Below are 26,723 nucleotides of genomic sequence, written 5' to 3' on the forward strand. Positions count from 1 at the left end.
AAATCGCTGGACAGTCTGCACAGAGTCTCTAGGTTCTAGCGCAAATAGCAGCGGAGCAGCATGACATGGAAAAGTTCGGGAAAAGCCAATCGGTCAAACGGGTCGAGGACACGCGGTTTCTGACGGGCCATGGCCGATATGTCGACGATCTGGTGCCGGACGGGGCGCTACACGCCTATTTCCTGCGATCCACCGTTGCACATGGCCGGATCACGGAACTGGATGTGGCAGATGCCCGCGAGGCGCCGGGCGTGCACATGGTTGCCACTGTGCATGATCTTGAAGAGGCGGGGGTCAAGACCAAGCTTGGCGGTGTGACCGTCAAGAACCGCGATGGCTCGCGCGGGGCTGCCCCGGTCCGCCCGATGCTGGCCAAGGATCGCGTTTGCCATGTGGGCGAGGCCATCGTGATGATTGTCGCAGACAGTCTTGCCGCGGCCCGTGATGCGGCCGAGCTGATCATGCTGGATATTGATGATTTGCCCGTTCATGTCGATTTGGCCATCGGTGGTGATCAAATCCATGAAGAGGCCCCCGAGAACCTCGCGTTTGATTGGGGCCTGGGTGATGAGGCCGCCACGGAGGCCGCCATCGGCGAAGCCGCGCATGTGGTCACGGTGGACGTCTTTGACAACCGGGTCATCGTCAATTCAATGGAACCGCGTGGCTGCTATGCCGCGCTGGAAGATGGCCGGCTGCATCTGGCTTTTGGTGGCCAGGGGGTCTGGGGGACCAAGGCCGATCTGGCCAATTACCTTGGCATGGACGCGGCGGATATTCGTGTCACAAACCCCGATGTGGGCGGTGGTTTTGGCATGAAGGCCATGCGTTACCCCGAGTATTACTGCGTCGCACATGCCTGTCGCACCCTTGGTCAGCCTGTGCGCTGGATGTCGGACCGGTCCGAGGCGATGTTGTCGGACAATGCTGGGCGCGATCTGACCACAAAGGCAACACTTGCCTTTGATGCTAACTATAAAATCACCGCCTATCATATTGATACGATTGCAAATATGGGCGCCTATAATTCGCAATTTGCGCAGCCGATCCAGACAGATTTGTTCTCGAAAGTTCTGATGGGCACCTATGATGTGCAGACAGCCTATATGCGCACGCGCGGGATCTTTACCAATACCACACCTGTTGATGCCTATCGTGGGGCGGGCAGACCAGAGGCGATATTCGTGTTGGAACGGGTCATGGATGAGGCGGCACGGCAATTGGGGATCGACCCCTGGTCGCTGCGCGAGAAGAATTTCATCGCGCCCGCGAAGTTTCCCTATACCACCGTATCCGGCGTTACCTATGATGTCGGTGACTTCATGCAGGTTCTGAACGCTGCGGCGCGCGAGGCGGACAGGGATGGCTTTGCTGCCCGAAAGGCAGAGTCGGTGAACGCTGGCAAATTGCGCGGGCAGGGCCTGTGTTATTATATCGAAAGCATCCTTGGCGATCCGACCGAAACCACAAAGGTCGCGTTCACCGACGATGGCGCACTGATCTATGTTGGCACGCAGTCGAACGGGCAGGGGCATGAAACAGTCTATGCGCAGTTTCTGTCTGACCATACCGGCATCCCGGCAGATCAGATCACGGTCATTCAGGGCGACTCGGACCAGATTGCGACAGGTGGCGGAACCGGCGGCTCACGCTCTGTCACTGTGCAGAACACAGCGACGCTGGCAACGGTAGAAACCATTGTCGAGACGTTCAGCGCATATCTGGCCGATAAAGAGGGTGTGGCGGCCGCAGCGGTCAGTTTCGATGATGAACGGTTCCGGATTGCCGGATCGAACCTGACACCCACAATGCTGGATGTTGCCGAGATGGCCCGCACGGATGGCCGCGACGATCTGTTGACCCAGTCCGCGCAAATCACACTAGAAAACCGCAGTTTCCCCAATGGGGCCCATGTGGCCGAGGTCGAGATCGACCCGGATACCGGCGTGGTTACCGTGGCGCGCTATACGGTGGTGGACGATTTCGGCAATCTGATCAATCCGATGCTTGCCGAAGGGCAGGTCCATGGTGGGGTCGCGCAGGGGATTGGTCAGGCGCTGACCGAACATGTTGTGTATGACGAAGATGGTCAGCTGCTCACGGCGAGTTTTATGGACTATGGAATGCCGCGGGCCGACAATATCCCCATGATCGCTTTCTCAACCGAATGCACACCGTCGTTGTATAACCCGATGGGGATGAAAGGATGTGGCGAGGCGGGCACCGTTGGCGCCCTCGCTGCCGTCACTAACGCGGTCATCGACGCGCTTTGGGATGTGGGTGTGCGTGAGGCGGAAATGCCGTTCACCCCGCACCGGATCTGGCAATTGATCGAAAAGGCAAAGGGTGACAGTGCAGCTGCGTGATTGGTTCTTTGGTCTTTTTGGGCGACAGGCGCGAACCGAGGAAGGTGGATCGCGCAAACGGGGCCCGGCCACACATGTCGTCATTCTTGACGGAACGATGTCCTCGCTGGATGACGGGCATGAAACCAATGCAGGGCTGACCTTCAAGCTGTTGAACGAAGCCAGCCGTCGCGCAAACCTGACCGTCTATTACGAGGCTGGTATTCAATGGCGCGACTGGTCGGGCACATGGGGCGTGATGACCGGCAAGGGGATCAACCGGCAGATCAAGCGCGCCTACGGGGTGTTGGCGTCACGCTACAGGCCAGGTGACCAGATCATTCTGGTGGGGTATTCCCGCGGCGCCTATGCCGTGCGGTCGCTTGCCGGCGTCATTGATATGGTGGGGCTTGTGAAGGCCGAATGCGCAACGGTCCGTGCCGTGCGCCAGGCCTATCGCCACTACCGGACAGGCGCGCGCAGCCCGGTCGCGCAGGCATTCCGGGACGTACATTGCCACCCGGATGTCGAGATTGAGGCCGTCGCCGTCTGGGACACGGTCAAGGCGCTTGGCCTGCGGCTGCCCATTGTCTGGCGCTGGGCGCAGTCACAGCATGATTTTCACAATCATGCGCTGGGCGATCATGTCCGCAACGGATTTCACGCACTTGCCATCAACGAAAAACGCGAAGCCTATGCGCCCGTCCTGTGGGCGCGCCCACAGGGGTGGAATGGGAATATGGAACAGGTCTGGTTTCGCGGAAACCACGGCGATGTCGGTGGGCAGGTTGGCAGATATCCCGCCGCACGCCCTTTGGCGAATATCCCGCTTGTCTGGATGCTGGAAAAACTTGAGATGTGCGGCGTGTCCCTGCCTGAGGGCTGGCAAAGCCGCTTTCCGGAGAACGCGCAAGCGCCATCCATTGGCAATTGGCGCGGCTGGTCCAAGATTTTCCTGTCGCGCCGGCGGCGGATGATCGGGCAATGCCAGTCAGAACGGCTTCATGACACTGTGCGCGAAAAACCCCGAAACCGTACTGAGGTATTAGCGCTGGGTCGGTTTCATAATCAGGCAAGTGGTTGAGCCGGTTGCATAAAGCTTGCCGTCTGCTGCCCCTCTGATTTCACCATGCGCGACGGCGGTACTGCGCCCGCCATGATCCAGCATACCGGTCGCGACGATTTCACGATCAAGGGGAATGGCCCCGGTCAGGTTCACCTTGTATTCAAGCGTGGTGTAAACGGATCCCTGCGGCACGATTGTCATCACCGCGCAGGCCATGCAGCTGTCCAGCAATGTGCCATACCAGCCGCCGTGCACCCCACCCATCGGGTTGGTGTGATCAAAACCGGGGGTGCCACGAAAACTGACCTGCCCTTCGGATACGCTGTCCAGCGTGTAGTTCAGCAAGGCCGAAATCGGCGGACGGGCGATTTCGCCGCGTTGCATGGCTTGCATGAACGCAAGGCCAGACATCGACAATATCGTGTCGCGATCCGGCAATTGGTCTGGTTGTGTGGCAGTGAACATGGGGCCTCGGTCATAGATCTGGCCAAGGCTGGCCCGTCAGGCCACGTTTTGCAACCGTGCTTTCGGCGTGACGCCAAGTGCGTGGCACACATCCCGTGTCAATTCGGGGCGGTTCAGCGTGTAAAAGTGCAGATGCTCAACGCCGCCTTCGACAAGCTCGTCACACAGTTCCGTCGCCAGCGCAGTTGCCAGAAGATCGGTGGTGCCATCGCGGGTTGCATTGGCAAAGGCATCGCGGATGACCGCCGGGATATGCGCGCCACATTGGGCCGCGAAACGCTGCGTGCCTGTCCAGTTCTCGACCGGCAGAATACCCGGGATGATCGGGGCATCAATGCCTGCCTTGACGCATGCATCCCGGAACCGAAAGAAGGTGTCAGCCTCAAAGAAGAATTGCGTAATGGCCGCCGTTGCACCGGCGTCAATTTTACGTTTCAGAAAGGCGATGTCTGCTGCCTTATCGGCAGCCTCGGGGTGTTTTTCGGGATAGGCACCAACCTTGATGTTGAAGTCGCCAGTATCGGCCAAGGCGCTGATCAGCGCGACAGAACTGTCGAACCCGTCCGGGTGTGGGCGAAAGCCGTCGCTGCCTTTTGGCGCATCGCCGCGCAGGGCCACAATGTCGCGTACGCCAGCCTTTGCGTAATCCGCGGCGATGCCCATGGTTTCGGTCTGTGTGCTGTCGACGCATGTCAGATGCGCGGCGACTGTCAATCCGCTGGTGCGGTGAATGGTTGTCACGGCGTCGTGGGTCAGTTTACGGGTCGTGCCACCCGCCCCGTAGGTCACGGACACAAATTCCGGGCCAAGTGGGGCCAGCGTGTTCACGCAATCCCACAGTCGAAAGGATGCCGCCAGTGATTGCGGCGGAAAGAATTCAAACGAAACGGATGGTGTAGACATCGGACGGACCTCTCTCTTGCAACGTCCTGATCTCATATCTATTAAGTTGAAACAAATTCATAAATCTCACTACGATCATGAGGGCGGCTCAAAGGTGCATATTGAATTCAGACATCTGCGTACGATCCAGGCGATCCATGAGACCGGTGGTCTGGCCCGTGCGGCGGATCGGCTGAACATCACGCAGAGCGCCTTGTCCCATCAGATCAAGGGGATCGAAGATCAGGCAGGGGTGGAGCTGTTTGTGCGCCGCTCTAAGCCGCTGAAATTGTCGGCGGCGGGCATGAAGATGCTGGCTGCGGCCGAGGAAATATTGCCGCGCGTGGCCGCGTTGGAGACCGAGTTCACCGGCCTGATCGCAGGCAGTGCGGGCCGGTTGCATATCGCGATTGAATGCCATGCGTGCTTTGAGTGGCTGTTTCCTGTGTTGGAACAGTTCCGCAAGGCCTGGCCCGAGGTCGATGTCGATATCCGTCCCGGACTGGCCTTTGATGCTTTGCCGGCCTTACGCAAAGAGACTGTCGATCTGGTTGTTTCCTCGGATCCCGAGGATCTGCCGGAGACTGATTTTACGCCGCTCTTTGACTATGAGCCGGTTTTTGTCGCCGCTGCAGCGCATCCGCTGGCCAACAAGCCGTTCATTGAGGCGCCGGATTTTCGCGGTGAGACGCTGATCACCTATCCGGTGGATCGGACCCGTCTGGATGTCTTTACCGAGTTGCTGACCCCGGCCAAGGTTGAACCGGCTGCAATTCGGCAGGTGGAATTGACGGCTGTCATTCTTTTGCTTGTGGCGTCCAATCGTGGTGTGGCGGTCTTGCCCGATTGGGTTGTGCGGCAGGTGCGGTACAATTCCGACTACGTGACCCGGCCGTTGACAAAAACCGGCCTGACCCGCCGGTTGTATGCGGCGACCCGCGCCGATGACACCAGCCGCCCGTTCATGGCCCATCTGATCCGGTTGGCGCGGCAGGAGGCGGTAAAGCTTCAGCGTGCCGAGAGACCCCCCGGCTGATGGCGCGCGGAAATTTCCCCTGTGGCGTTTGCGCCAGAAGTCTGACCATGGTTTCGTCAAACGGTTGCGCTGCCCCGTAATAATACCCCTGAACCAGACAACACCCCATGTCGCGCAGCATGTCACGTTGCTGGCCTGTTTCGACCCCCTCGGCGACAATCTCGACGTTCAGGCCTTGGGCAATTGTGATCAGCCCCTGAACCAGAACATGCGCGGCAGGGTCGATCCCGAGGTCACGAATGAAACCTATATCAAGTTTAAGTTCGTCGAACTCTAACTCCTTGAGGTGCTGTAGCGACGCAAACCCGGTGCCAAAGTCATCCAGTGAGATACGCACACCCGCCCGGCGGAAGCGGACAATGGACTCGCGGATGATATCGCCCGCGCGGGCAATAAAAATGTCCTCGGTGATCTCAAAGGTCAGGTGCTTGCGCAAGCCGGGATAGCGATCAATAGAGGCGAATAATTCGTCGCGCCCAGACAATGTGGCCAGTGCCATTTCGGGAATGTTGATGGAAACATGCCCGGGGTCCAGACCATCCTCGATCAGGTCGGACAGATTATGCAAGACATGATCGACCGTGTGGATCATGAAGGCGCCCTGCAGCCCCAACTCGTTGATCATGGGCAGAAATTCTGAAGGGGACAGGATGCCGCGGGTCGGGTGGTGCCAGCGCGATAGCGCCTCGAAACCAACGATTGTGCCATTCCGCAGGCTGACTTTTGGTTGATAATGCGGGATGATCTCGCCGTCTTCCATCGCCCGCATCAGGATTTGGCGATGCTCAAGCGTGGCCCGCACGGGAAAGGCCGATTTGTCATATATGCGCGGTCTGCCTTCGGGGTCCTGCTTGGCCAGAAACATCGCTTGGTCGGCGCCTGACATCAGTGCGTTTGGCGTGCTGGTGTCACTGCCCTGACGGGCGATGCCGATACTGGCACCGATGACCAGTTTCTTTTGCTCAAACGGGATCGGTGCCTGCAGCGCCGTCATGATATCGGCCGCAAATCTTCGCGCCTCGCGGGTCGAGGTGATGCCGCTGAGCAGGATGGCAAATTCGTCCCCCCCCAACCTGCCAACCTTGCCGTTTTGCCCCACAAGCCCGCCCAGCCGTTCGGCCACAGCGCGCAGCACCGCATCACCAGCCTCGTGACTATAGCTGTCATTGATCGGCTTGAAACTATCAAGGTCGATCAGAAAGACGGTGATGCCCTGTTTGTTGGCGTGCTGATGCATCATGCTTTGCACAACCTCGTCAAAGGCGCGCCGGTTCATCAGCCCGGTGAGGCTATCAAGACGCGACAGGCGTTCCAGTTCCATCAGCCGGGTGTTCGCCTCTTCGCGTGCCCGCGAGAGTGCTTGATGCGTGTCTTTTTGCCGGTTCATCGTGTCAAATGTGTTCACGATATAGACGATCATCAACATCACGGTCATCACCCAGTGGACCGGCATTGTGGCAAATGTTTCATTCCGGGACAGGTTCCAGAGCATGATAAAGATGGTCCCGAATGCGGGTGTCATCTGGCTCCAATTATAAAGGGGCAGCAGGCCGAATGTGTTGCTGACATGGATGAAGATGCCAAACGCCCACAGATACCCGCATAGAATAAGGGGCAGTGAACTGCTTTGTGACAGGATCACCGAAAAGCTGAGGAATGGGATCATGGCCCCCCAGTTGACCAGAAACACGCAGATGGCTGTCCCAAGTTCCAGACGCTTTTCAAAGCGGCTGGCGCGCTTGTTCAGTGGATAAGCGCAGAGTTCCAGCAGGATTATGCACAGGCCTGCAATAAGCCCCTGCACCCAGAAACCGCCGATACCGCACACGCCAACCATCATGCCGGCCGTGCCAACACGTTTGACCACGTCACGGCCCGAAATATGCCCTGCGATCTGGGATTGGTGCAGGAATTGGTCAACCAAGTTGCGGAACATATGCGTCTTTCGCGGCCTCCTGTCGTCCAGATAGCAAAGCCGATGTAATAACCGGTTAACCCGCGCCCGTTTCGACCACCCTGGTTAAGGCGTTCTTGCCCCTTGTGACCCCGTCAAGGACGGCCTATACGCCGCGCTTGATCCCGAAACCGGAGACGATGGCATGGCCGGCAGTGCAAACCTGAATGTAATGATGAAGACAGCCCGCAAGGCCGGGCGCGCCTTGCTGAAGGATTTCGGTGAAGTCGAGAACCTGCAGGTCAGCACCAAGGGGCCCGGTGACTTTGTCAGCCGCGCGGATAAGGCCGCTGAGGCCACGATCAAAGAGGAACTGATGCATGCCCGCCCATCCTATGGATTTCTTGGCGAGGAAGGGGCCGAGATAGAGGGTGAGGACCCCACAAGACGATGGATCGTGGACCCGCTGGACGGCACAACGAATTTTCTGCACGGCCTGCCGCATTGGGCTGTTTCCATCGCGCTGGAACATAAGGGACAGATTGTCGCCGGGGTCATCTACGACCCGACCAAGGATGAGATGTTCTATGCGGAAAAAGGTGCCGGCGCGTGGATGAATGAAAGCCGTTTGCGCGTATCCGGTCGTCATCGCCTGATCGAGAGCATCTTTGCGACGGGCCTGCCTTTTGCCGGTCGCCCTGAGTTGCCCGAATCCCTGCAGGATCTGGCGCGTCTTTTGCCGGCGACTTCGGGTATTCGCCGCTTTGGTGCAGCGGCCCTGGATTTGGCCTATGTCGCCGCCGGTCGCTATGACGGCTTTTGGGAGCGTGGCCTGCACCCATGGGATATCGCCGCCGGTATCGTGATTGTTCGCGAAGCGGGCGGCATTGTAGAGCCGTTGCAACCGGGTGGCGACATTCTGGCGGATGGCCAGATCATCTGTGCCAATGAGCCGATTTTCGAGACCTTTGCAAAGGTCATCCGCAAGTCCTAGCGCCTGCGCACCACTGGTACATTGCTGCGCCCATATGTGGCCGCAGGGTGGTCGGGGTGTCCATCGGTTCGCACCCAGAACCTTTGCCCCCCAAGGCGCAGCCAGAGCGGCAGCGTTGCCACAAATCCAATGATGAACCCGCCCGCATGCGCCCAATAGGCGACGCCCCCGGCTGTCGTATCCGTATTCAACCCATTGAAAAGCTGGAGCCCGAACCACAGGACCAGCATGATCCAGGCCGGTATCGGTAGAATCCGGAAAAAGACGACAAAGAAGATGAAGATATCGACCCGCGCCTTGGGAAAGAGCAGCAGATAGCCCCCCATCACGCCCGCGATCGCGCCCGAGGCACCGACTGTCGGGATGGTCGATGTCGGTTCCGTCGCGAATTGCGCCAGGCTCGCCCCGATGCCGCATAGCAGGTAGAAGAACAGGAACGGGACATGCCCCATCTTGTCTTCCAGGTTGTCGCCGAAAATCCACAAAAACAGCATGTTACCAGCCAGATGCATGAACCCTGCATGCAGAAAGATCGACGTCAACAAAGCGGCGTAATTCTCTCCATCCGCCAACCGGGCGGGGATCATCGCATAGTGATGGTAAAGCGATGCTTGTGCCTGTTCGGTCTGCACCAAAGCCAGGCCAAGCAAAAAGATCGCGATATTCACCCCCATCAGTATGAATGTCACATAAGGGATACGCTCGGACGGGTTATGATCGCGGATTGGTAACATGGGCTGACCGTCCCCGATGCATAGGGTGGGGTCAAGCGCCTTAGGGTCCTGACCCTAGCCCGCGACCTCTGCCAGAAGTGACGCATTTCCGCCTGCCGCGGTTGTGTCGATACAGACATGCCGTTCATGCATGACATGTGCCAGATCGGGCGTGTCCGTAATCAAGGCCGTGATCGGGCCGTCGCGTTTGGCCAATGCCATTTCGATCTTGCGCCCGGTCGCTGCATCACCCCACCAGATCGCAGCCGCGATGGGCAGGCTTTCCAGTGTCTCTGGCGGAATCGACCCCGCGCTGCTGACCCCATAGCCACCCAATGCATCAACCAGCGCGACCTGTTGTGCCGCTGCGGCCTTGCCCGGACCCAGGCATAACACCGGGCCGCGCGGGCGGGTGCTGTGCTGGTTGGATTCGCCGGTCGGCCCAGGCATCTGGGTGGGTGCGCTTGGGCTCTGGCGCGGGGCCGCCTTTAGCGTATCGGTCAGCGCCTCAAGATCAGCTGACTTGTCCCAGCTATCGGCGATGGGTTCGCGTGTTTCACCGCTAAAGCGCGGCAGATAGTGCGGCCCGCCAGCTTTGGGGCCGGTGCCTGAAAGCCCTTCACCCCCGAAAGGTTGGCTGCCAACGACAGCACCGATCTGGTCGCGATTGACATAGATATTCCCCGCATCGACCCGTTCAACGATGGCTTGAACCCGATCGTCGATCCGTGTGTGCAGCCCAAAGGTCAGCCCGTAGCCCGTGTCGTTGATCGCGGTGATAACCTCGTCGAGCGCCTCGGCCCGGAACGTGGCCACATGAAGGACGGGGCCAAAAATTTCCCGATCCATCTGCGCGATGCTGTCGACCCGGATTGCGGTTGGTGGAATGAAATGGCCCTGTCTGGGGGCATCAAGCTGATGAATAATCCGGCCTTCGGCCTGCGCCTGCTGGATGTAGTCGGCGATATTCTGATGCGCTGCCTTGTCAATGACCGGCCCAAGGTCGGTTGATATGTCCCATGGGTCATCAGCCCGCAATTCGTCCATGGCGCCCTTGAGCATTTTCAGAAGCTTTGGCGCGATATCGTCCTGAACATAAAGGCAGCGCAGCGCCGAACATCGCTGCCCCGCCGACCGGAACGCCCCGTTGATAATGTCCCGGATTGCGTGTTCGGGCAGGGCGGTGCTGTCCACGATCATCGCGTTCAGCCCGCCGGTCTCTGCGATGAGGGGGGTGCCGGGATTGCAATGCATGGCCATGGACGCCCTGATCTTGCGGGCGGTTGCGGTTGAGCCTGTAAAAGCAACGCCGTTGATCCGGACATCTGCCGTGAGGGCCGCACCAACGGCACCGCCGCCCGGCAGAAGCTGAAGCACATGCGCAGGCACGCCGGCCTGATGCAGCAATGCGACGGCAAAGCTTGCGATCAACGGGGTTTGCTCTGCCGGTTTTGCGATCACGGCATTGCCAGCCGCAAGTGCGGCGGCAATCTGGCCTGTGAAGATGGCCAGGGGGAAGTTCCATGGGCTGATACAGGTCCAGATGCCCCGCGCGGACCGGTCAGGGCGGGCCTGTGCTGCATAGTAGCGCAGAAAATCCACAGCCTCGCGGATTTCGGCCACCACATCGGGCATGGTCTTTCCAGCCTCGCGGGCCAGTAGGGCAAATATCTGGCCTGCATTGGCCTCGTACGCGTCGGCGGCCGCGTTCAAAATGCGCGCGCGTGTTGCGACATCTGCGTCCCAGGGCTGTGCTGCTGCGAGGGCCGTGTCGATGTCAGCATGCGTTGCCGCAGCGACATGACCAACAAGATCGTCTGGCTTTGCGGGATTGTATATTGGTGTCGCGTCCGCCGCCGGGCTGCGTGGGTCGTCCGGATTTGTTGCGGTCAATGGCTGCGCTGCGAACTGGGTCGCGGCAAACGGCTTCCGGGCGGCGTCAATATCCACAAGGGTCGGCATGTGCGTCAGGTCCCAGCCCTTGGCGTTCTGCCGTTCGGGCGCGTAAAGATCAGGGCCTTTGGTCAACGCCACATTTGCGCCCAGCTGATCAAAAGGGCAGGCGGCCACAACGTCTGGCGGAACATCCTCATCAACGATCTGGTTGACGAAGCTGGAATTTGCCCCGTTTTCCAGCAGACGGCGCACCAGATAGGCCAGCAGGTCTTCATGCGCGCCCACTGGCGCATAGATCCGACAGTTGGTGCCTTGTTCCTTCAGGACGAGGGTATGCAAAACCTCGCCCATGCCATGCAGGCGCTGGAATTCGTAGCTTTGCGGGTCTCTTTGAAGGTCACGCGCCATATGCAGGATGGCGGCAACCGTGTGCGCGTTATGCGTGGCAAATTGCGGGTAGATTCGGTCTGTCAGACCAAGGAGTTTGCGTGCATTGCTGATATAGCTGATATCGGTGTGCTGTTTCGCCGTGAATACCGGAAACCCGTCCATGCCCTGAACCTGCGCATGCTTGATCTCGGCGTCCCAATAGGCGCCTTTGACCAGCCTGACCATGATCTTGCGGTCCAACCGGGTCGCAAGGGCGTGCAGGTGATCAATCACCAGACCTGCCCGTTGCCCGTAGGCCTGCACAACCACGCCAAACCCTGTCCAGCCGGCAAGGGCGGGTTCGGATAAGACAGCTTCGATCACGTCGAGCGACAGTGACAGCCGGTCGGCTTCTTCGGCGTCAATATTCAGACCCATCCCGGCGGATTTGGCAAGCATTGCGAGGGCGCGCGCGCGTGGCACAAGTTCGGCCATCACGCGGTCGCTCTGGGCCACTTCGTAGCGCGGATGCAGGGCAGAGAGCTTGATCGAAATACCCGGATTTTCCGCAACACTATCGTGTGTGCAATGTGTCGCGATTGCGCTGATTGCCCGCGAATAGGCGAGGTGATAATTTCTGGCGTCTGCGTCGGTGCGGGCCGCCTCACCCAGCATATCGTAGCTATAGGTGAACCCCTTTGCCTGCATGCCTTCGGCGCGGCGCATCGCCTTGGTGATGTCCTCGCCCAACACAAACTGACGGCCCATTTCGCGCATGGCCCGCGCGACGGCTGTGCGGATCAGCGGCTCGCCCAGTCGTTTGATGGCGCCGCGCAATTGGCCTGTAATGCCAGGTTGCTCGTCATCCAGCACGCGACCGGTCAGCATCAGCGCCCAGGTTGATGCATTCACCAGTGATGAGGCGGATCGGCCCAGATGTTTGCCCCAATCCGACGGGGCAATCTTATCCTCGATCAGTGCGTCAATTGTTTCGGCGTCAGGCACACGCAGTAAGGCTTCGGCCAGGCACATCAGCGCGATGCCTTCATCTGTCGAAAGAGCATACTCCGCCAGAAAGACCTCCATCAGGCCGGGCTCGGCGCTGTTGCGGATTTTTCGAACAAGGGTGGCGGCAGCGTCGCTGATCTCGGCCCGGTCCGTATCTGAGAATGCGGCCTGGCTGATCAGTTCGGCCAGACATGTGGCCTCATCGGCGTAAGCCCGGGCGTCGATTTCCTGGCGCAAATACGGATGATCATCGCGTGGCATGTGGTGTCCTTTCCCCGTTGGCCCATCATACCGGATTGAACGGGTATTTATTGCCTGCTATTTTAATTCCGACGAGGCAAATGAACTGCAATTTGAGGTTTTCGTGGGCGATTTGTTTTCCGAACTGGACAGTTTTGATCGTAAGATCGTTGATATTCTCGCGGTAGAGGGCCGGATCAGCGTAACGGCGCTGGCACGGCGTATATCGCTATCCAAGTCGCCGACCCAGGCCCGTTTGAAACGGCTGGAAGAGTCCGGTGTCATTCGCGGATATCGCGCCTTGTTCGACCCGATACGCCTGGGGCGCGATCATGTGGCATTTGTAGAGGTCAAACTATCTGACACCCGTGAGACGGCTTTATCTGCCTTTGCCGCGGCAGTGATGCAAATTCCCGAGGTAGAACAATGTCATCTGATTGCCGGCGCGTTCGACTATCTGCTGAAGGTTCGCACATCCGGCATGACAGGTTATCGTGCTGTTCTGGCTGAGAAAATATCGACCTTGCCGCATGTGTCGAACACATCGACCTATGTGGCGATGCAGGCGATCAAGGAGAATGGGGCAAACCCGCCCACGCTTGGCGTTCCATCGTGACTTGACTGAAACCGAATTGGGCGCAGATCATGCAATATGAAGTGGATCATCTTGCCTGCCGTTCTGGCCCCGCCCGCCTTTGCCGATATATGCCCGCCGGTCGCTGATCATTCCGCGCGACTGGGTGAAATCATCGTTGATCTGGGCCAGGCCCGTGGTCAGGGCGAGGCGCAGGTCCTGAGCCAGCAGCTTTGGTCTTTGTGGACGGATGCGCCGGATGCCAAGGCGCAAGCGCTTTTGGATGAGGGCATGCGCAAGCGGTCCAGTTTCGATTTTCTGGGCGCGCGCGACACGCTTGACGCGCTTGTCGAATATTGCCCGGATTATGCGGAAGGCTATAACCAAAGGGCATTTGCAAGCTACCTGCGACAGGATTTCGAGGCCGCCTTGATTGATCTGGACAAGGCGTTGTCAATCATGCCCAATCACATTGCTGCATTGTCCGGCAAGGGCCTGACCTTGATGGGTCTGGGCCGTCACGACGAGGCGCAGGATGCGTTGCGCGCTGCGGTTGAAATGAACCCTTGGCTGCAAGAGCGGGCGCTGTTAGTGGAACCACCCGATATCGAGCTCTGATCCCGCTTGCTCGGCATGCATGGAATGGCCCATGCTGGATGCGGGCGTGTTGATCTACGCGGCTTACCATTGAATTTTGACCAAGCGTTGCTTCGATATTTGACCGAACGACGGGCTTTTAATTTCGCTCGCAACTGAAACGCGAAATACTCAGTAGCTACTAGCATTGCTACGTAGTCCTCCGCAGACGACCGGAGTGATCCCTTATTCGAAAATTTCGCACCCCCTGTCACATTCGACAGTGATCAAGCTTGATCTTTGTCGGAATAGGGAGGCGGCTTAAATGGTTCATCGTCGAATTCGCACTTCGTTGCTGCTCGCATTGCCTTTGCTGCTGATGGGCTGCAAGGAGGCGATCTATACCAATTTGAGCGCGCGCGCTGTGAATGAAATGGTTGCGACGCTTATTTCCGCGAATGTCTCGGCCAGCCGGAAAGAGGTCGAGGCTGGTGTCTATTCCTTGATGATCGACAAGCAGGATTTGGCAATCGCAACAATCATTCTGGACCAGCATGGGCTGCCATCACGCGAGTTCCGCGCAATGGATGATGTCTTCACTGCCGAGGGGTTGGTTGGAACGCCCTTTGAAGAGCAAGTCAGATATGCCTTCGCTTTGGAACAACAGCTTACTCAGGATATTGTTTCTATCGCAGGCGTGCGGGACGCTGGTGTGACGATCAGCTTGCCAAGAGACGAGCAGCGGGGGCGAAACGAGGCTCGGCCCGGCTCGGCGTCTGTGATTGTCCATCATGAGGTGAACTTCAATGTTCAGGCCGCAATTCCGAAAATCAAAACACTGATTTCGGGTGCGATTGCCGATCTCGACTATGAGCAAGTGGCGGTCGTGTCATTTCCTGTCGTCCGATCTGAAGTTACGGTGACCGCCCCGGAAGTGAGCGAAGCCAACGTCTTTGGCATGAACTCAGCGTTATTTATTGCAGCTGGGCTTCTGATGGCGATTTGCTTTTGTATTTACCAACTTGCCTGCGCAGCACTGAGAAGCCGGAGATAACTGAGATGACCGAAACAGCGACTTTCGAACTGACCCCAGAAATCATGGGAGGATATGCCCGCAGTATCATTTTGCGTGAAATTGAATCCCACGAACTGCGCAACAGCATTATGTCCAATCCGGATCTGTGGGATGAAATTCGTCAAGAGGCCTACAGCGCTACCGGATATACTGGCCAGCTGACAAAACAAGATCGCGGACATATCGACGAGGTGAATTGGTTCATCTCGCAAGATTTGGTCATGTTGCCAATCATTCTTGGGATCGCGAGATTTGCTGAGCAGATGGTCATGGAGCTCAACAATCCGCTGAGCCGAGCGCTGCTTCAACAGCTTCCGGGGCCGCTGGTTCGCCTCGCGCTGAGTTTCAGAAAGAAGCATGATCTTGGGTTCTCGGCGCATAAGACGCCGCTGCCACCGTTGGAGGAAATTTCTTCGGACGGCATGCAAACGATCGCGTGTTGGATGCAGACATTGCCCAGCAACAGTCGCGCGCAGATTCTGTTGCAGATACCCGACCTCAAACTGCCGCGAATTGGCCTGACGGATTGTGGTGCGCGCGTTATTTTGATGACGCAGTTCATCTCTCGCGCACGTGTCTTCGAAGTCTGATGATCCCTGCTGAACAGCCTCAATTTTCTGCAAAGTTGCTGAGTGCGGCGGAGTTTGACGCGTATAATGCGACCCGCCTCGGTCGCGCGGCCGCCGACGAGGCGCGAGAGGAGATGTTGAGAGAAGCAAAGCAAGAGGCCAGAAGCATCATCGATAGGGCGAAGGACAATGCCGCCGAATTGTTGGCGCGGCGTACCGAGGCGCTTGACGAGGATGTTTCGGCTTGGGTTGAAAAACAAAAGTCCCAAAGGCTAGGCACAGAGCTTGCCGCGCTTGACAAGGAAATCGCTGCCATTGGCCAAACGTTCGAAAAGGCCCTGCCGGCCATTTCTGATCTCATCATTCAAACGACCAAAAAAGTCATCGGCGCAATGCCTGACGCAAAAAAATATCGGATGATTGTGCAGAAGGCGTTGGATGATCTTCCGACAGGTTGCGCTGTTACGCTGGAGGTCGCACCCGACCGTGCGGGTCAGATCAACGATGCGATAAAGGCCGCAAAGGCGGAAAAATTTGCCAACCTATCGGTCAATGTCAACCCGAATGCCGATGCAGGGGCCATGCGCCTGTTGGTGCAAGAAGGCTCGATTGACTTTGGTCTGGCAGATCAGTTCAGCCGGATTGAGGCGGTGCTTCAAGAAACGCTCGGGCGGGTCGATAGCGAAGGGTCGCCGGAATGACCCTGTTGCTGGACCGGCTTGAGGCAACGCGCGCGGCGCTTTACGGGATGACGCCACGCCCGCCACAGGGCCGTGTCACCCGGCTTTCGGGTCCGGTGATCAGGGCTGTATTCTCGCACGCCATCATCGGTGAAATCTGTGAAATCCATCGTACGGCTGGACAGCCCGCCATCATTGGTCGTGTTGTCGGTCTTGACGATAATGAAGTGATCATCAGCCCCTTTGGCGCGTGTACAGGTTTGGCAGTTGGTGCGCCGGTGCGCAGTTATGGCCGCGAACTTACCGTCGCCGTGGGTCACCAACTTTTAGGCCGCACCCTTGATGGGATGGGCAACCCGATTGACGGGTTGGACCCGCTTCCCCCGGGCATGATGCGTCGTCCTGTCACCTGTGATGCCCCGCCACCGATGACGAGGCCATTGATCGAACGCCCGATGATCACGGGCATGAAAGCCATCGATTTTGCGACCACCTTGGGCCGAGGGCAAAGGGTGGGGATTTTCGGGTCCGCCGGAACCGGGAAATCGTCAACCCTTTCAGCGATCGCCCAGCATTGTGAAGCAGATATCATCGTGATCGCCATGATTGGCGAACGCGGCCGCGAGGTGCGGGAATTTCTTGAGCGCAGCTTGCCAGCCGAAAAGCGGCGCAACACCGTGGTTGTTGCGGCGACGTCGGATCGATCACCGATGGAGCGGCTGAACGGCGCCCATGTGGCAACCGCAATTGCCGAAAGCTTTCGCGACGAAGGCAAATCCGTGCTGTTGATGATGGATAGCCTGACCCGTGTTGCACGTGCCTTGCGTGAAATCGGCCTTGCCGCCGGCGAGGCCCCGACGCGTCGCGGCTACCCCGCGTCGGTTTACCCGGCACTCCCTGAATTGATCGAACGCGCAGGCCGCAATGTGCATGGGGATATTACCGGTCTGTTTACCGTCCTTGTCGAAGGCGATGACGCCAATGACCCGATTGGTGAGGAGGTCCGCAGCCTGACAGATGGCCATATCATTCTGGACCCCAAAATCGCTGCCGAGGGCCGCTATCCGGCAATTAATGTTGCCCGCAGCCTTAGTCGGATCATGGGTGATGTCACTGACGACACGCATCGGGAAATGATGATCGAGGTCCGCCGGTTGATCGCCATTTATGAGCGGATCGAAATCCTGGTGCAGATCGGGGAATACGAACCCGGTCAGGACAAGGACAATGATCGCGCGGTCGCGCTGGTCCCGAAAATAAACGAAGCCTTCAAACAGAAGATTGAGGAGAAGTTCGCGCTGGAAGACACTTTTGCTCTTTTCAAGAAAATTCTGTCCGATGCAAAGTAAGTCGCTCGATCTTATCCTGGAAGTCCGCAATTTTCGTGAAAAGTTGGGGCAGGCGCGACTGGCAAGTGCGCGACGAGACGTGAAGCGCAAATCCGTTGCCGTGCAAGAAGCTGAGCAAGATCTGCAATCATCCGTCGCAAACCATTATAAATCGGTGGAAAAGTCCCTGCGGGCTGCTGAAGAGACCAAGGATCCTCAGGCACGCTTTGCCGTTGTTGCACTCGCGCTTAGCCGGGGCCGGCGCGCCATTCGCCGTGCGGAAGATGACGTAAATGGTGCCCATGATGATGTTGAAGTTGCGCAATCAACAAAGAAGCAGGCTGGCCGGACACTGCGCCAGGAAGCCATTGAACGCATCAAATTAGAGCGGCTGAAAGACAAGCTTGAAATTAAGGAACGCCGCGAGGCCGACATGCTTGAGGAAGATGAATTTGATGAGGTTGCAACAGTCATGTGCCAGCCAAGGGGGCGCAGCGCGTAATGCCAAGAGATCACGCAGATAATGGCCAGGCAAGCAGTCGGCCGCTGACCGAAAGAGATCGCAAGATTCTCATTGAAAAGTTTAATGCCAGCGCGATCAATCTTGCGGATCTTAGACTTCAGTTCGTTGACGATGCGTATGATGGCGTCGTTGCTGATTGGGACAAACTGACCGTCGTTGTCGGCGAAGAAACCTGTCATGTGTATGTGCCAACATTGGCGCTTCGAATGATTTTTTTGAACGCCGGGTATAATGAAAAGACACGGGCATGGACCGACCGCCTGCGCAAGATCATGTACCGGCACCTGCTGTCCGAAGAACTTGGTAAGTTACACGACCAACAGGGCGTTACCGTGTTGATCACGCAATGTGAGGCGGTTCAGAGCGATCCCGGCATTTTGCCTGCCTCATTGCTGTTCAGCATCAATCTTTCAGACGCAAATGTGCAGCCGTTGCCGCTCCTTATCGATACGCTGCCGTCCGTCATGCGCGACTGGATGGGTGGTGAAGATGAAGCTGCGGGCGGGTCGGCAGATGGCGTATCGACTGACGCCGAGGGGATCATCGTGCCAGTATCGGTGCGCAGTCCCGATTTCCAGATCCCGCTTCATGTGATCAAAGACGCGGCCAAGGGCGACGTCATCTTGCTGGATCGGTCATGGAACCGGACCACCGATCGCATAATTCGCATCGCAAACACACAGTTGTGGAGGGCGACGCGTCGCCGCAGTGGCAAAATTATCCTGGGAGACAAAATGGACATTGAACAAATAGACGCAGATGGTGCTATCGCGCAGGAAACACCTGATCGTTTGGACGGCGATGATGTCTTTGATGCACGCGAAATTCTCGTGAATGTCAGCATCGAGCATTGCAGAGCGCAGATCAGTCTTCAGGAAGTTACGGGCATGAGAGGTGGAGAAATTCTACCGATAAATCCGCCGGAAAACGATGTGGTTCGCGTTCTCGTAAATGGCAAATTTCTGAGATATGGAAAACTGGTCGACTACGAGGGGCAGGTCGGTGTTCAGCTTTTAGCTGAGCACGACCGTACGAGCTAGCCGCGCGTATGGATTACACTTCACCTCTCGTCATTGGCTTTCTGGCTTCCTTCTTCTTGCTGGCCGTGTTGTCCATGACAGCTTTCGTCAAGCTGTCGGTTGTGTTCATGATAATTCGCAACGCTATGGGCTTGCAGCACGTCCCGTCAAATGCGGTTTTGATGGTGCTTGCATTCTTTTTGGCGCTGTTCATATCACTGCCAACGATCAATGCGGCGGTCGGTGCGATTCAGGACACTGACATTAAGCTAGAAAGCCCTGCAGATTTTGTAGCCTTATGGAATATCGGCATTGCACCCTTCCAGATATTTTTAGAGCGCAATATTGACGAGGCTCAAAGCCTTTTCTTCACCGATATTGCGAATGAGCTGTGGGAGGGATCCGGACTCGTCGCAACGCCAGAAAGTTTCATCATACAAGTCCCAAGCTTTCTGGTGACGGAGCTGACCGAGGCGTTTGAAATCGGATTTTTGCTCTACCTGCCATTTGTTGCAATTGACCTTGCGGTCACAGGCATCCTCATGGCGTTGGGAATGCAGATGGTGCAGCCAAACATAATCGCGGTTCCCTTCAAGTTGCTGATCTTCGTCATGGTTGATGGATGGGCAAAATTGGTGAGCGGACTGGTCGTAACATATCTGGGGTAGTGATATGGCAGAGGGTACTTTTGCACATTATTTGATTGCGTTTATGATGAACGTTGTCCTATTAGCCGGGCTGCCATTGGCGGTGGCGACGGTCAGCGGACTAATTGTTTCAATTATCCAGGCAGTCACCCAGATTCAGGATCAGACGCTTTCGCAAACAATGAAGATCGTCGCCATCACAGCGATGTTGCTTAGCTTTGGTGGGTCCCTGGTTGCGCCGCTATTGAGCTCGACACGCGAGTTGTTCAGTTCATTCGGAAATCTGGGCTTCTAGCCTATGAGCCGGGACATTGTTTTACAGTTTGTGAATGTGCCATTCGAGACTGGAATGGCAGTGTTTATTATATGTTCGTTACGGATGTTTGGGATCTTTTACTCATTCTATCCCTTTAGTTGGGGGTTCTTTTCCGACCGTATCATGCGTCTGAGTGTTGTTGTCGCCTTGACCGCACCACTTATGTTGCTGGAATATACGACTGTGGCCGAGGGCGTCGCCACAATGTCATCTTTGACAATCGCGCTGCTTGCGGCGAAGGAATTCGCAATTGGGTACGGGCTGGGGTTGCTGGCATCCAGCCCGTTTCGTGCTTTGCAATATGCCGGGGCCGTGTCAGACACGTTCCGTGGTGAGAATGACAGCGGCCTGACATCGCCGGACGGGAGCGGCATTCAAACGACGTCACTTTTCTATCTGATAATTGGCTTTGCTGTCTTTTTTGGCAACGGTGGGCTGATCTACATCGTTGATATGATCTATGCGACCTATGCGATATGGCCGCTGATGGAGACGTTGCCGTTTTTGGTCGACGGCACCGCAGATATCGCATTAAGAGCGCTCGGAAAGGCGTTACGTCTGGCCGTCAAGATCATCGCGCCGGTGATCCTTCTTTTGTTTATCGTCGAGCTTGTTCTGGCAATCGCCGAAAAGCTTGCTCGGCGCTTTGGCATCTTCCAACTTTCGTTTGTTGTGAAGAACCTCGTTACAAAACTCACGCTGCCATTAACTGCAATGCTCATACTCAGGGTCGCAGATGCCGAGCTTATTGCAGCTTTTGATGCAGTTGACGTTATGCGTTCGTACTTTCCATGAGCGACTCACAACCGAAAAAACATAATGCGTCCGAAAAGAAGCTGCGTAAACAGCGTGAGGAAGGCAATGTTCCACAATTCTCGGATGTGACGAGCCTTTGGAATTTCGCAGTCGCCTTGGTTGTCATTCCAATTATCGCGATGATAATCATAGAGCATTTGATGTCGCTATTCTCTGTTGTTGAACGGGCAGAGGTTCTTGATTTTATGGTTGTTTATAGACCTGCCATTCTTGCCGCACTTAATGCCGTTTTCCTGAGCGTTGGGGTGCTCATTTTGGCGAAAATTGTAATTAGCGTCTTCACATCAATGATCCTTTTGAAGGGTATCAATTTTGCGCTAAAGCCCTTGGTACCCAAACCAAACCGCTTGTCCCCGGCGGCTGGCCTCAAGCGCATGTTCGGGAAACGCACCTGGGTTGAGGTCGGTCAGGGGTTATTGCGGCTGACAGCGTGGTTCGCGGTTGTTCTTTTAACACTCTATCTTTATTTGGACGATCTTTTTCACCTTGATCGATGCAATGAGAACTGCGCGATCATTCTGGCGTTACGAATCTTTGGGATCCTGTCGACGACCGCAATCGTCATACTATTGGTGTCGGTTCTTATCGAGGTCCCGCTTCAGCGTGGCCTTTATCTCAAAGAGCAAAAAATGACCGATGAGGAAGTGAAAAAGGAGCGCAAGGAGCAATTCGGCTCTGATGAGGTCCGCCGCGAACGCAACCGCATACGGGATGAAATGGCGCGGACCGCCGGTAGCGCCGGTGTTGATAAAGCGAACATGATCTTCTTCTTCGAAGATCGTGCAGTTGCCATTCGCTATCATCCGGATCATGCGCCAATCCCCATCGTCGCAGCAAAGGCTGGCACCCCAGAAGCCGTCGAAAAGCTGCGCGCGGCCGTCAAGGAAAACGGCTTTAGTGAACTCCAGGACCAAGAGATCGTTGAGACCTCGTTTGGTACCGAACCGGGATATCAAGTGGACGAAATTGCCTTCAAACCGTTGGTACGTGGGATGCAAGCCATCTTTGGCGGTTAAGAGCGCAATAAAGTAGGCCGCCAATACGTAGAAAACTAGGTGGTTGAGTCAGCTATCACCCTAGGTCCTCGCTCCGCTATCATGAAGTGTAAATTGCACGCCAATCGGAGGCACAGCAACTATGAAACCCGTACCGACAACCGCACCGCCAATGATGGCCCAACCGGAGCAACCCGAAGGGCCCGTTTTCTCCTTTGATACTGCCCAGGGCCCCGGGGCGAAGGCGGACAAAAATATTTCGAAAACTAAACCGAACGCGGATTCAAAGTCGGCGAAAGCCGCTGAGAAAGTCTTGGATACCTTTGTCGAAGCTGTGGAAAATGACGATTCCCGTGAAGATGTTGAAAGCATGATAGATGGGAAAACAGAGGACGAACGTTCAAAGAAAGAGCAACGCGATGTAACCGCAACTGTTGTCGAGGCTGGCGATACCATCGAAAAGGATGTCACCGTTGTTGTCGTGAAAGATGACAAGGAAACAGTGGTCAAGACGGATTCTGGAGCAGAGGTTGATGTCAGTCTTGATAAGAATGAGGAATCAAAAGTTACAACAACTGACGATGGCGAAGTTATTCTTGTTCTCAGCGACGATTTGACGCCGAAGGAAAGTAAAGAAAAAGCCGTTGAGGTTGTTGAGCAACTTTTGCACGATTCTGCACAAGAACATAACGTTTCTGTCTCAGCGCATTTCTTGAAGTGTAAAACTTCAGACTTGATCTGACGGACATCTCAGCTTGCGACGCTGAGAACGGGTTGCGCACTGTCCGATTGGTCGTGCGTTTTGATCGTCTTCTCGACAGCGATGTGTAGCGTTTCGCGGAAGGTCTGCATAGGTGTTTTGCCATAGCAGTGACGTCCCGAATGTGGCCGCTGTTCGTTGTACTTTGCCAGCCACGCATCCAGATCGGCCTGCAACTCTTCGACTGACCGATACAGTTTCTTGCGGAATGCGATGTCGTAGAACTCATCCTTGATGGTGCGATGGAACCGCTCGCAGATGCCGTTTGTTTGCGGAGAATTGGCCTTGGTTCGGGTGTGGTCCACGTCCTCGACGGCCAGATAAAGCTGGTAGGCGTGGTTCTCGACCTTGCCACAGTATTCCGTGCCCCGGTCTGTCAGGACGCGCAGCAGGCTGATCTCATGCTCTGCAAAGAACGGGATCACGCGGTCGTTCAGCAAGTCGGCCGCGGTGATTGCCGTCTTTTCAGTGTAGAGCTTGCAGATCGCCACGCGGGCATAGGTATCGACAAAGGTCTGTTGATAAATGCGTCCGACGCCCTTCATTGTGCCCACATAATAGGTGTCCTGGCTGCCCAGATAGCCAGGGTGGTGGCTCTCGATCTCGCCATGGGCTTCTTTCTTGGCCTTGGCTTTTTCCAGCGCGGCCAACTGATCCTCGGTGAGCAAGATACCCTCTTGGGCGGCACGGGCCTCCAGGGCCTTGAGGCGCTTTTTCATGGTTTCCAGATCATTACGCAGCCAGATCGACCGGACGCCCGACGATGACACCATGATGCCTTTCTGCTGCAGCTCCCACGACGCCCGTTTCTGACCCAGAGCCGGGTTGTCGATGGCCAGTTCGATGACCGCCTTCTCGACATGTTCTGGCACGCGGTTTTTCATCACCGGCTTGCGGCGGCTGAGATCCATCAGGGCTTCTTCGCCACCCTGATCGTAAAGTTCTCTGAACCGGTAAAAGCTGTCCCGCGAATAACCCATCACTTTGCAGGCCTGCGACACGCTTCCGAGCTGTTTGGCCAGTTCCAACAGCCCCAGCTTCGGCTTGATGATCTTCTCTTGAATACTTGTCATTGATCGACACTCCTTGATTGCGCTCCAGAAGAGCAGAAATGTCAGATCAAGTCGTGTGTTTTACACTTGAAGAATTTTCGAGCTGAGTTTATGCAGTATTTTATTGATTTGGACGACACAAGAATTTTCTGGCCGACTTGGGTCGATCTGAGCGTGCGCATCACAAACGATGATCCTGTGGCCGAAAGAGTTCTTAAAAAGCTGATGGCCAGGCGAAATGCTCAATAACCTTTTTCCGACGCTTTTCGTAATATGCAAACTGCGGTGGAACATTGGCGGCTTCCGGCCATAGCGCCGCTCGTTAGATATATTGTTCCACTATGAATGCTTTAACATCGCTTGCTGGACTTTCTGAAAACTCGCACCTCCTTTTCATCGTGGTGGAAACCTGCGGCGAAGCCTATAACGCCGGCCAGTTTTGAACCTAGTGTGATGAGTAAGGGTCTGCGGCTGATGTTGTCGCTCTACGCCTGACCCGAAGCACAATGACCGCAACACGATGTTCAGATCCCGCATCACATCTCGGGATGTTCCGCTATCTGAGTCTGTTGCTCGATTGATCCGCGTCGTTACTATTCAGTTACAAAGATGAGTGCTTGTGCCGCCGGTTGGCCGTGCCGGTCTGCGCGGCGACAAAAAAGTACCACGCCCCGTTTTGTTGGGACGTGGTGCGGACGTTCAAAGATGCCTCGATAGCAACGCGCGCCTGGGAGAAACACGGCCGCGGTTGATGTGGCTTGAACCGACGGGATGTCGCGTCTCTCGTCGGTTCTAAGGTCTGCCAGGCGAGCTTAGCCTTTGCCACCGCCGACGTCGCCGCCGCCACTTTCGCCGCCGCCTTCGCCTTCAGCGCCGTTTTCTTCTTTGGCAGCTGCCAGTTCTTCTTTGTCGATTTCACCGTCGCCATTCTTGTCGGCTTTCTGGAACTCTTCCTTACTGATCTTGCCGTCTCCATCTTTATCAAGCGCAGAGATCAGATCTTCGATAGAGATTCCGCCGAAGCTGCCAGCAACACCGCCGCCGCCAGAGCCGCCGCCGCCTTGTTCACCGCCACCTTGTTCGCCACCGCCTTTTTCGCCGCCGCCGGATTGCTCACCGCCACCCTGACCGCCGCCCTGGCCGCCGCTGCCCTGACCACCTTGCGAGGCCTCCGACTGTTCGAGAATGTTTGCGATCTCTTGCTGATCAAGCATGCCGTCGCCGTTTGAGTCAGCTGCGTCGAATTCCTTCTGGCTGATCTTGCCATCGCTGTTCTTGTCGAGGGCTTGCGACAGCTGCTGCATGCCTTGCTCGCCGCCGAAAGCATCCTTCACCATGTTGTCCATTTGTTGTCCGCCACCATTTAGCTGGGCTAAGTTGACGCCGGCACCTTGTACACCATTGATCATTCGTATCGTCCTCCTGTGAGTTGTGTTCGCTTCTGTACATTATGACGGGGACGATGCGGCTGCTGTGCGGACCACTACCTAAAACTCTTGCGTGTCACCACCTAGATGGCAGCCCGCACCCACGCAGCTGACGCTGTCATCGCCCCGTTTGCCGCATATGGACGCCGTATCAGTATGAATGTGGTCGCGATCTGCGCCGTATTGTTCCCGATTGTTGGGTGAGACGGGCGCATGGTCACACCGCCGCGTCGCTGCTGCCCAGATCTGTTGCGCACCGATACGTAGTGATTTGGGTGATTGCTTTGCACGACCTGCGTTGAGGCCACCGATCCTGCCACCACCTAGCAGGTGCTAGTTCGAACGCCAAGTCGGAGCCTGGATCCGGGAGTGCGTCTTGAGAGCCGTCGTCACGACGACTGGCGAAGCTCGATGCCCCCCGTATTTCAATGATGTCCTGACCGACCCACGTTCTGCCTGGCGATGGCTGCGCAGCTGAGAAAACAGAATTGGTGGGCTCTGAGCCCCTTGGAGCGAAGAAATGTGCGTGAAGAAAATCAGTAAGGCGGGGTTGGTCCTGGGTTTGTCGACCCTAGCGGGCATGACAGGCTCGGCGGCTGCCGCAGATGATCAAACGCGATATGCTGGCATGATGGCCGGTCAGCCAGCGATCACTGCGGCAGATACCGCGATATCGTCACGCACAACGCCAGTTTCGGCCGCAAATCGGCCTGATCAGGATGCGGCCATGTCCCAGCTACTGGCACTGATAAGCCGGGCGGAAAGCCCGGTGCACGGTTACGACAGCGTTCACTTTGGCGCCCGAATAAAGCCAGGCAAACCACCGTCACAACTGACCGTTGCAGAGATACAGGCCTGGGTCCGCGCCACGCCGGGCCAGCCCCATGCCATTGGTCGCAATCAGATCATTCCCGCAACCTTCAATCGCCTTGTCAGTGCGTTGGGGTTGTCCGGAGATACCGTCTATGATCGGCCGACACAGGACCGTATGGGACGCTATCTGATCGAAGAGGCAGGCTATGCCCGTTTCATTGCGGGCCGTATGTCCCATGATGCGTTTATGGATCGGTTAGCTAAGGTTTGGGCCGGTTTGCCGATGGCCGACGGTCGCTCTGCCTATCACCGATACGCGGGCAATCGTGCGACGATTACACGGGCTGAATATGCCTCGGCGATCATGACAATTTTTCCAATGCGGTAGGCAGTTAGTCAAAGATGCGTGCCGATTTTGCTGGCGGAAAGGAAATTGTCGTGCGGGGCTGCCAGATCAGGCTTTGTAGATATCCAACACGCGACGACGTCAGACGGGATTTATTCGATTGGCCGGATGAAACGTGCCCTGGCGATCCGCGCGTTGAAGGGGGCCATCGCATTCCGCGCACCGCTCAATGGCTTTTCCAATCCGCGTCGACGGCACGCTGCACTCGGGTGGAAAAGCAGTGGCCTTTGGCGTCTTTG

The 26,723-nt window shown here is 56.6% G+C and carries 24 protein-coding genes; 17 read left to right on the forward strand and 7 right to left on the reverse strand.

Features of this window, described 5'->3' with window-relative positions:
- Positions 1-65: 65 nt before the first annotated feature.
- Together AABB31_RS19965 and AABB31_RS19970 are read left to right on the forward strand one after the other, a co-directional pair.
- Positions 66-2,366 (forward strand): xanthine dehydrogenase family protein molybdopterin-binding subunit, encoded by a 2,301-nt coding sequence (locus AABB31_RS19965; protein WP_342076488.1) that lies wholly within the window; start codon positions 66-68, stop codon positions 2,364-2,366.
- Positions 2,353-3,429, forward strand: coding sequence for a DUF2235 domain-containing protein (locus AABB31_RS19970; protein ID WP_342076487.1), 1,077 nt, complete (start codon positions 2,353-2,355; stop codon positions 3,427-3,429). Before AABB31_RS19965 ends, AABB31_RS19970 begins: the two co-directional genes overlap by 14 nt.
- Here AABB31_RS19970 and AABB31_RS19975 read toward each other — a convergent pair.
- Together AABB31_RS19975 and metF are read right to left on the reverse strand one after the other, a co-directional pair.
- On the reverse strand, positions 3,391-3,876 hold the full coding sequence (locus tag AABB31_RS19975; protein WP_342076486.1) for a PaaI family thioesterase: 486 nt from the start codon (positions 3,874-3,876) through the stop codon (positions 3,391-3,393). The genes AABB31_RS19970 and AABB31_RS19975 overlap by 39 nt on opposite strands.
- Before the next feature lie 36 nt (positions 3,877-3,912).
- A complete protein-coding gene (metF, locus tag AABB31_RS19980; RefSeq protein WP_342076485.1) occupies positions 3,913-4,779 on the reverse strand; it encodes a methylenetetrahydrofolate reductase [NAD(P)H] in 867 nt (288 codons plus the stop codon).
- A 94-nt stretch (positions 4,780-4,873) separates the two neighbouring features.
- Here metF and AABB31_RS19985 point away from each other — a divergent pair, with 94 nt between their 5' ends.
- On the forward strand, positions 4,874-5,794 hold the full coding sequence (locus AABB31_RS19985; protein WP_342078931.1) for a LysR family transcriptional regulator: 921 nt from the start codon (positions 4,874-4,876) through the stop codon (positions 5,792-5,794).
- On the opposite strand, the gene AABB31_RS19990 is transcribed toward AABB31_RS19985, so the two are convergent.
- Positions 5,721-7,730: a putative bifunctional diguanylate cyclase/phosphodiesterase gene (locus tag AABB31_RS19990; protein ID WP_373635219.1), complete on the reverse strand. Its 2,010-nt coding sequence runs from the start codon at positions 7,728-7,730 to the stop codon at positions 5,721-5,723. The two genes, AABB31_RS19985 and AABB31_RS19990, sit on opposite strands and share 74 nt — an antisense overlap.
- Positions 7,731-7,893: 163 nt before the next feature.
- Here AABB31_RS19990 and AABB31_RS19995 point away from each other — a divergent pair, with 163 nt between their 5' ends.
- Entirely contained in the window at positions 7,894-8,682 is a 789-nt protein-coding gene (locus AABB31_RS19995) for an inositol monophosphatase family protein (RefSeq protein ID WP_342076482.1), read from the forward strand.
- On the opposite strand, the gene AABB31_RS20000 is transcribed toward AABB31_RS19995, so the two are convergent.
- Positions 8,679-9,416 carry a rhomboid family intramembrane serine protease gene (locus AABB31_RS20000; RefSeq protein WP_373635222.1) on the reverse strand — a complete coding sequence of 246 codons (738 nt, stop codon included), beginning with the start codon at positions 9,414-9,416 and terminating at the stop codon, positions 8,679-8,681. The two genes, AABB31_RS19995 and AABB31_RS20000, sit on opposite strands and share 4 nt — an antisense overlap.
- Positions 9,417-9,470: 54 nt before the next feature.
- Complete coding sequence (gene putA, locus AABB31_RS20005; protein ID WP_373635224.1) at positions 9,471-12,929, reverse strand: bifunctional proline dehydrogenase/L-glutamate gamma-semialdehyde dehydrogenase PutA; 3,459 nt, start codon at positions 12,927-12,929, stop codon at positions 9,471-9,473.
- Between putA and AABB31_RS20010 the strand changes: the two genes are divergently transcribed.
- From AABB31_RS20010 to AABB31_RS20065, 12 genes are all read left to right on the forward strand, one after another.
- On the forward strand, positions 12,928-13,524 hold the full coding sequence (locus AABB31_RS20010) for an Lrp/AsnC family transcriptional regulator (RefSeq protein WP_373635226.1): 597 nt from the start codon (positions 12,928-12,930) through the stop codon (positions 13,522-13,524). The two genes, putA and AABB31_RS20010, sit on opposite strands and share 2 nt — an antisense overlap.
- A 36-nt stretch (positions 13,525-13,560) precedes the next feature.
- Entirely contained in the window at positions 13,561-14,100 is a 540-nt protein-coding gene (locus AABB31_RS20015; RefSeq protein ID WP_342076481.1) for a tetratricopeptide repeat protein, read from the forward strand.
- Between the two features lie 283 nt (positions 14,101-14,383).
- The gene (gene sctJ / locus AABB31_RS20020; protein ID WP_342076480.1) at positions 14,384-15,112 is read left to right on the forward strand and encodes a type III secretion system inner membrane ring lipoprotein SctJ; all 729 of its coding nucleotides are present in this window, start codon (positions 14,384-14,386) and stop codon (positions 15,110-15,112) included.
- 460 nt (positions 15,113-15,572) lie between these two features.
- Entirely contained in the window at positions 15,573-16,403 is an 831-nt protein-coding gene (locus tag AABB31_RS20025; RefSeq protein WP_342076479.1) for a hypothetical protein, read from the forward strand.
- Positions 16,400-17,731, forward strand: a complete 1,332-nt coding sequence (locus tag AABB31_RS20030) for a FliI/YscN family ATPase (protein WP_373635227.1) — start codon at positions 16,400-16,402, stop codon at positions 17,729-17,731. Before AABB31_RS20025 ends, AABB31_RS20030 begins: the two co-directional genes overlap by 4 nt.
- The gene (locus AABB31_RS20035; protein ID WP_373635228.1) at positions 17,721-18,212 is read left to right on the forward strand and encodes a hypothetical protein; all 492 of its coding nucleotides are present in this window, start codon (positions 17,721-17,723) and stop codon (positions 18,210-18,212) included. Before AABB31_RS20030 ends, AABB31_RS20035 begins: the two co-directional genes overlap by 11 nt.
- Positions 18,212-19,273, forward strand: coding sequence for a FliM/FliN family flagellar motor switch protein (locus AABB31_RS20040; RefSeq protein WP_373635229.1), 1,062 nt, complete (start codon positions 18,212-18,214; stop codon positions 19,271-19,273). The genes AABB31_RS20035 and AABB31_RS20040 overlap by 1 nt, the downstream gene beginning before the upstream one ends.
- A gap of 8 nt (positions 19,274-19,281) precedes the next feature.
- Entirely contained in the window at positions 19,282-19,920 is a 639-nt protein-coding gene (locus AABB31_RS20045) for an EscR/YscR/HrcR family type III secretion system export apparatus protein (protein ID WP_342076473.1), read from the forward strand.
- 4 nt (positions 19,921-19,924) lie between these two features.
- Entirely contained in the window at positions 19,925-20,194 is a 270-nt protein-coding gene (locus tag AABB31_RS20050) for a flagellar biosynthetic protein FliQ (RefSeq protein ID WP_342076472.1), read from the forward strand.
- A gap of 3 nt (positions 20,195-20,197) precedes the next feature.
- Complete coding sequence (locus tag AABB31_RS20055; protein ID WP_342076471.1) at positions 20,198-21,010, forward strand: flagellar biosynthetic protein FliR; 813 nt, start codon at positions 20,198-20,200, stop codon at positions 21,008-21,010.
- Positions 21,007-22,047, forward strand: a complete 1,041-nt coding sequence (locus AABB31_RS20060; protein WP_373635230.1) for an EscU/YscU/HrcU family type III secretion system export apparatus switch protein — start codon at positions 21,007-21,009, stop codon at positions 22,045-22,047. Before AABB31_RS20055 ends, AABB31_RS20060 begins: the two co-directional genes overlap by 4 nt.
- 121 nt (positions 22,048-22,168) lie before the next feature.
- A complete protein-coding gene (locus AABB31_RS20065; RefSeq protein WP_342076469.1) occupies positions 22,169-22,768 on the forward strand; it encodes a hypothetical protein in 600 nt (199 codons plus the stop codon).
- Between the two features lie 8 nt (positions 22,769-22,776).
- On the opposite strand, the gene AABB31_RS20070 is transcribed toward AABB31_RS20065, so the two are convergent.
- Together AABB31_RS20070 and AABB31_RS20075 are read right to left on the reverse strand one after the other, a co-directional pair.
- Complete coding sequence (locus AABB31_RS20070) at positions 22,777-23,859, reverse strand: IS481 family transposase (RefSeq protein ID WP_342074941.1); 1,083 nt, start codon at positions 23,857-23,859, stop codon at positions 22,777-22,779.
- Positions 23,860-24,650: 791 nt separating this feature from the next.
- A complete protein-coding gene (locus AABB31_RS20075) occupies positions 24,651-25,247 on the reverse strand; it encodes an EF-hand domain-containing protein (protein WP_342076466.1) in 597 nt (198 codons plus the stop codon).
- Positions 25,248-25,791: 544 nt separating this feature from the next.
- On the opposite strand from AABB31_RS20075, the gene AABB31_RS20080 reads away from it, so the two are divergent.
- Positions 25,792-26,466 (forward strand): hypothetical protein, encoded by a 675-nt coding sequence (locus AABB31_RS20080; RefSeq protein WP_373635231.1) that lies wholly within the window; start codon positions 25,792-25,794, stop codon positions 26,464-26,466.
- Positions 26,467-26,723: the final 257 nt, after the last annotated feature.

It is taken from the genome of Yoonia sp. SS1-5 (genome assembly GCF_038443705.2).
Lineage (GTDB): Bacteria > Pseudomonadota > Alphaproteobacteria > Rhodobacterales > Rhodobacteraceae > Yoonia > Yoonia rhodophyticola.

Coding starts and splice junctions, on each gene's coding strand:
- AABB31_RS19965 (WP_342076488.1), top strand. CDS start 66: ATGGAAAAGTTCGGGAAAAGCCAATCGGTCAAACGGGTCGAGGACACG.
- AABB31_RS19975 (WP_342076486.1), bottom strand. CDS start 3,876: ATGTTCACTGCCACACAACCAGACCAATTGCCGGATCGCGACACGATA.
- metF (WP_342076485.1), bottom strand. CDS start 4,779: ATGTCTACACCATCCGTTTCGTTTGAATTCTTTCCGCCGCAATCACTG.
- AABB31_RS19990 (WP_373635219.1), bottom strand. CDS start 7,730: ATGTTCCGCAACTTGGTTGACCAATTCCTGCACCAATCCCAGATCGCA.
- AABB31_RS19995 (WP_342076482.1), top strand. CDS start 7,894: ATGGCCGGCAGTGCAAACCTGAATGTAATGATGAAGACAGCCCGCAAG.
- AABB31_RS20000 (WP_373635222.1), bottom strand. CDS start 9,416: ATGTTACCAATCCGCGATCATAACCCGTCCGAGCGTATCCCTTATGTG.
- AABB31_RS20010 (WP_373635226.1), top strand. CDS start 12,928: ATGTGGTGTCCTTTCCCCGTTGGCCCATCATACCGGATTGAACGGGTA.
- putA (WP_373635224.1), bottom strand. CDS start 12,929: ATGCCACGCGATGATCATCCGTATTTGCGCCAGGAAATCGACGCCCGG.
- AABB31_RS20015 (WP_342076481.1), top strand. CDS start 13,561: ATGAAGTGGATCATCTTGCCTGCCGTTCTGGCCCCGCCCGCCTTTGCC.
- sctJ (WP_342076480.1), top strand. CDS start 14,384: ATGGTTCATCGTCGAATTCGCACTTCGTTGCTGCTCGCATTGCCTTTG.
- AABB31_RS20030 (WP_373635227.1), top strand. CDS start 16,400: ATGACCCTGTTGCTGGACCGGCTTGAGGCAACGCGCGCGGCGCTTTAC.
- AABB31_RS20035 (WP_373635228.1), top strand. CDS start 17,721: ATGCAAAGTAAGTCGCTCGATCTTATCCTGGAAGTCCGCAATTTTCGT.
- AABB31_RS20040 (WP_373635229.1), top strand. CDS start 18,212: ATGCCAAGAGATCACGCAGATAATGGCCAGGCAAGCAGTCGGCCGCTG.
- AABB31_RS20045 (WP_342076473.1), top strand. CDS start 19,282: ATGGATTACACTTCACCTCTCGTCATTGGCTTTCTGGCTTCCTTCTTC.
- AABB31_RS20050 (WP_342076472.1), top strand. CDS start 19,925: ATGGCAGAGGGTACTTTTGCACATTATTTGATTGCGTTTATGATGAAC.
- AABB31_RS20055 (WP_342076471.1), top strand. CDS start 20,198: ATGAGCCGGGACATTGTTTTACAGTTTGTGAATGTGCCATTCGAGACT.
- AABB31_RS20060 (WP_373635230.1), top strand. CDS start 21,007: ATGAGCGACTCACAACCGAAAAAACATAATGCGTCCGAAAAGAAGCTG.
- AABB31_RS20065 (WP_342076469.1), top strand. CDS start 22,169: ATGAAACCCGTACCGACAACCGCACCGCCAATGATGGCCCAACCGGAG.
- AABB31_RS20070 (WP_342074941.1), bottom strand. CDS start 23,859: ATGACAAGTATTCAAGAGAAGATCATCAAGCCGAAGCTGGGGCTGTTG.
- AABB31_RS20075 (WP_342076466.1), bottom strand. CDS start 25,247: ATGATCAATGGTGTACAAGGTGCCGGCGTCAACTTAGCCCAGCTAAAT.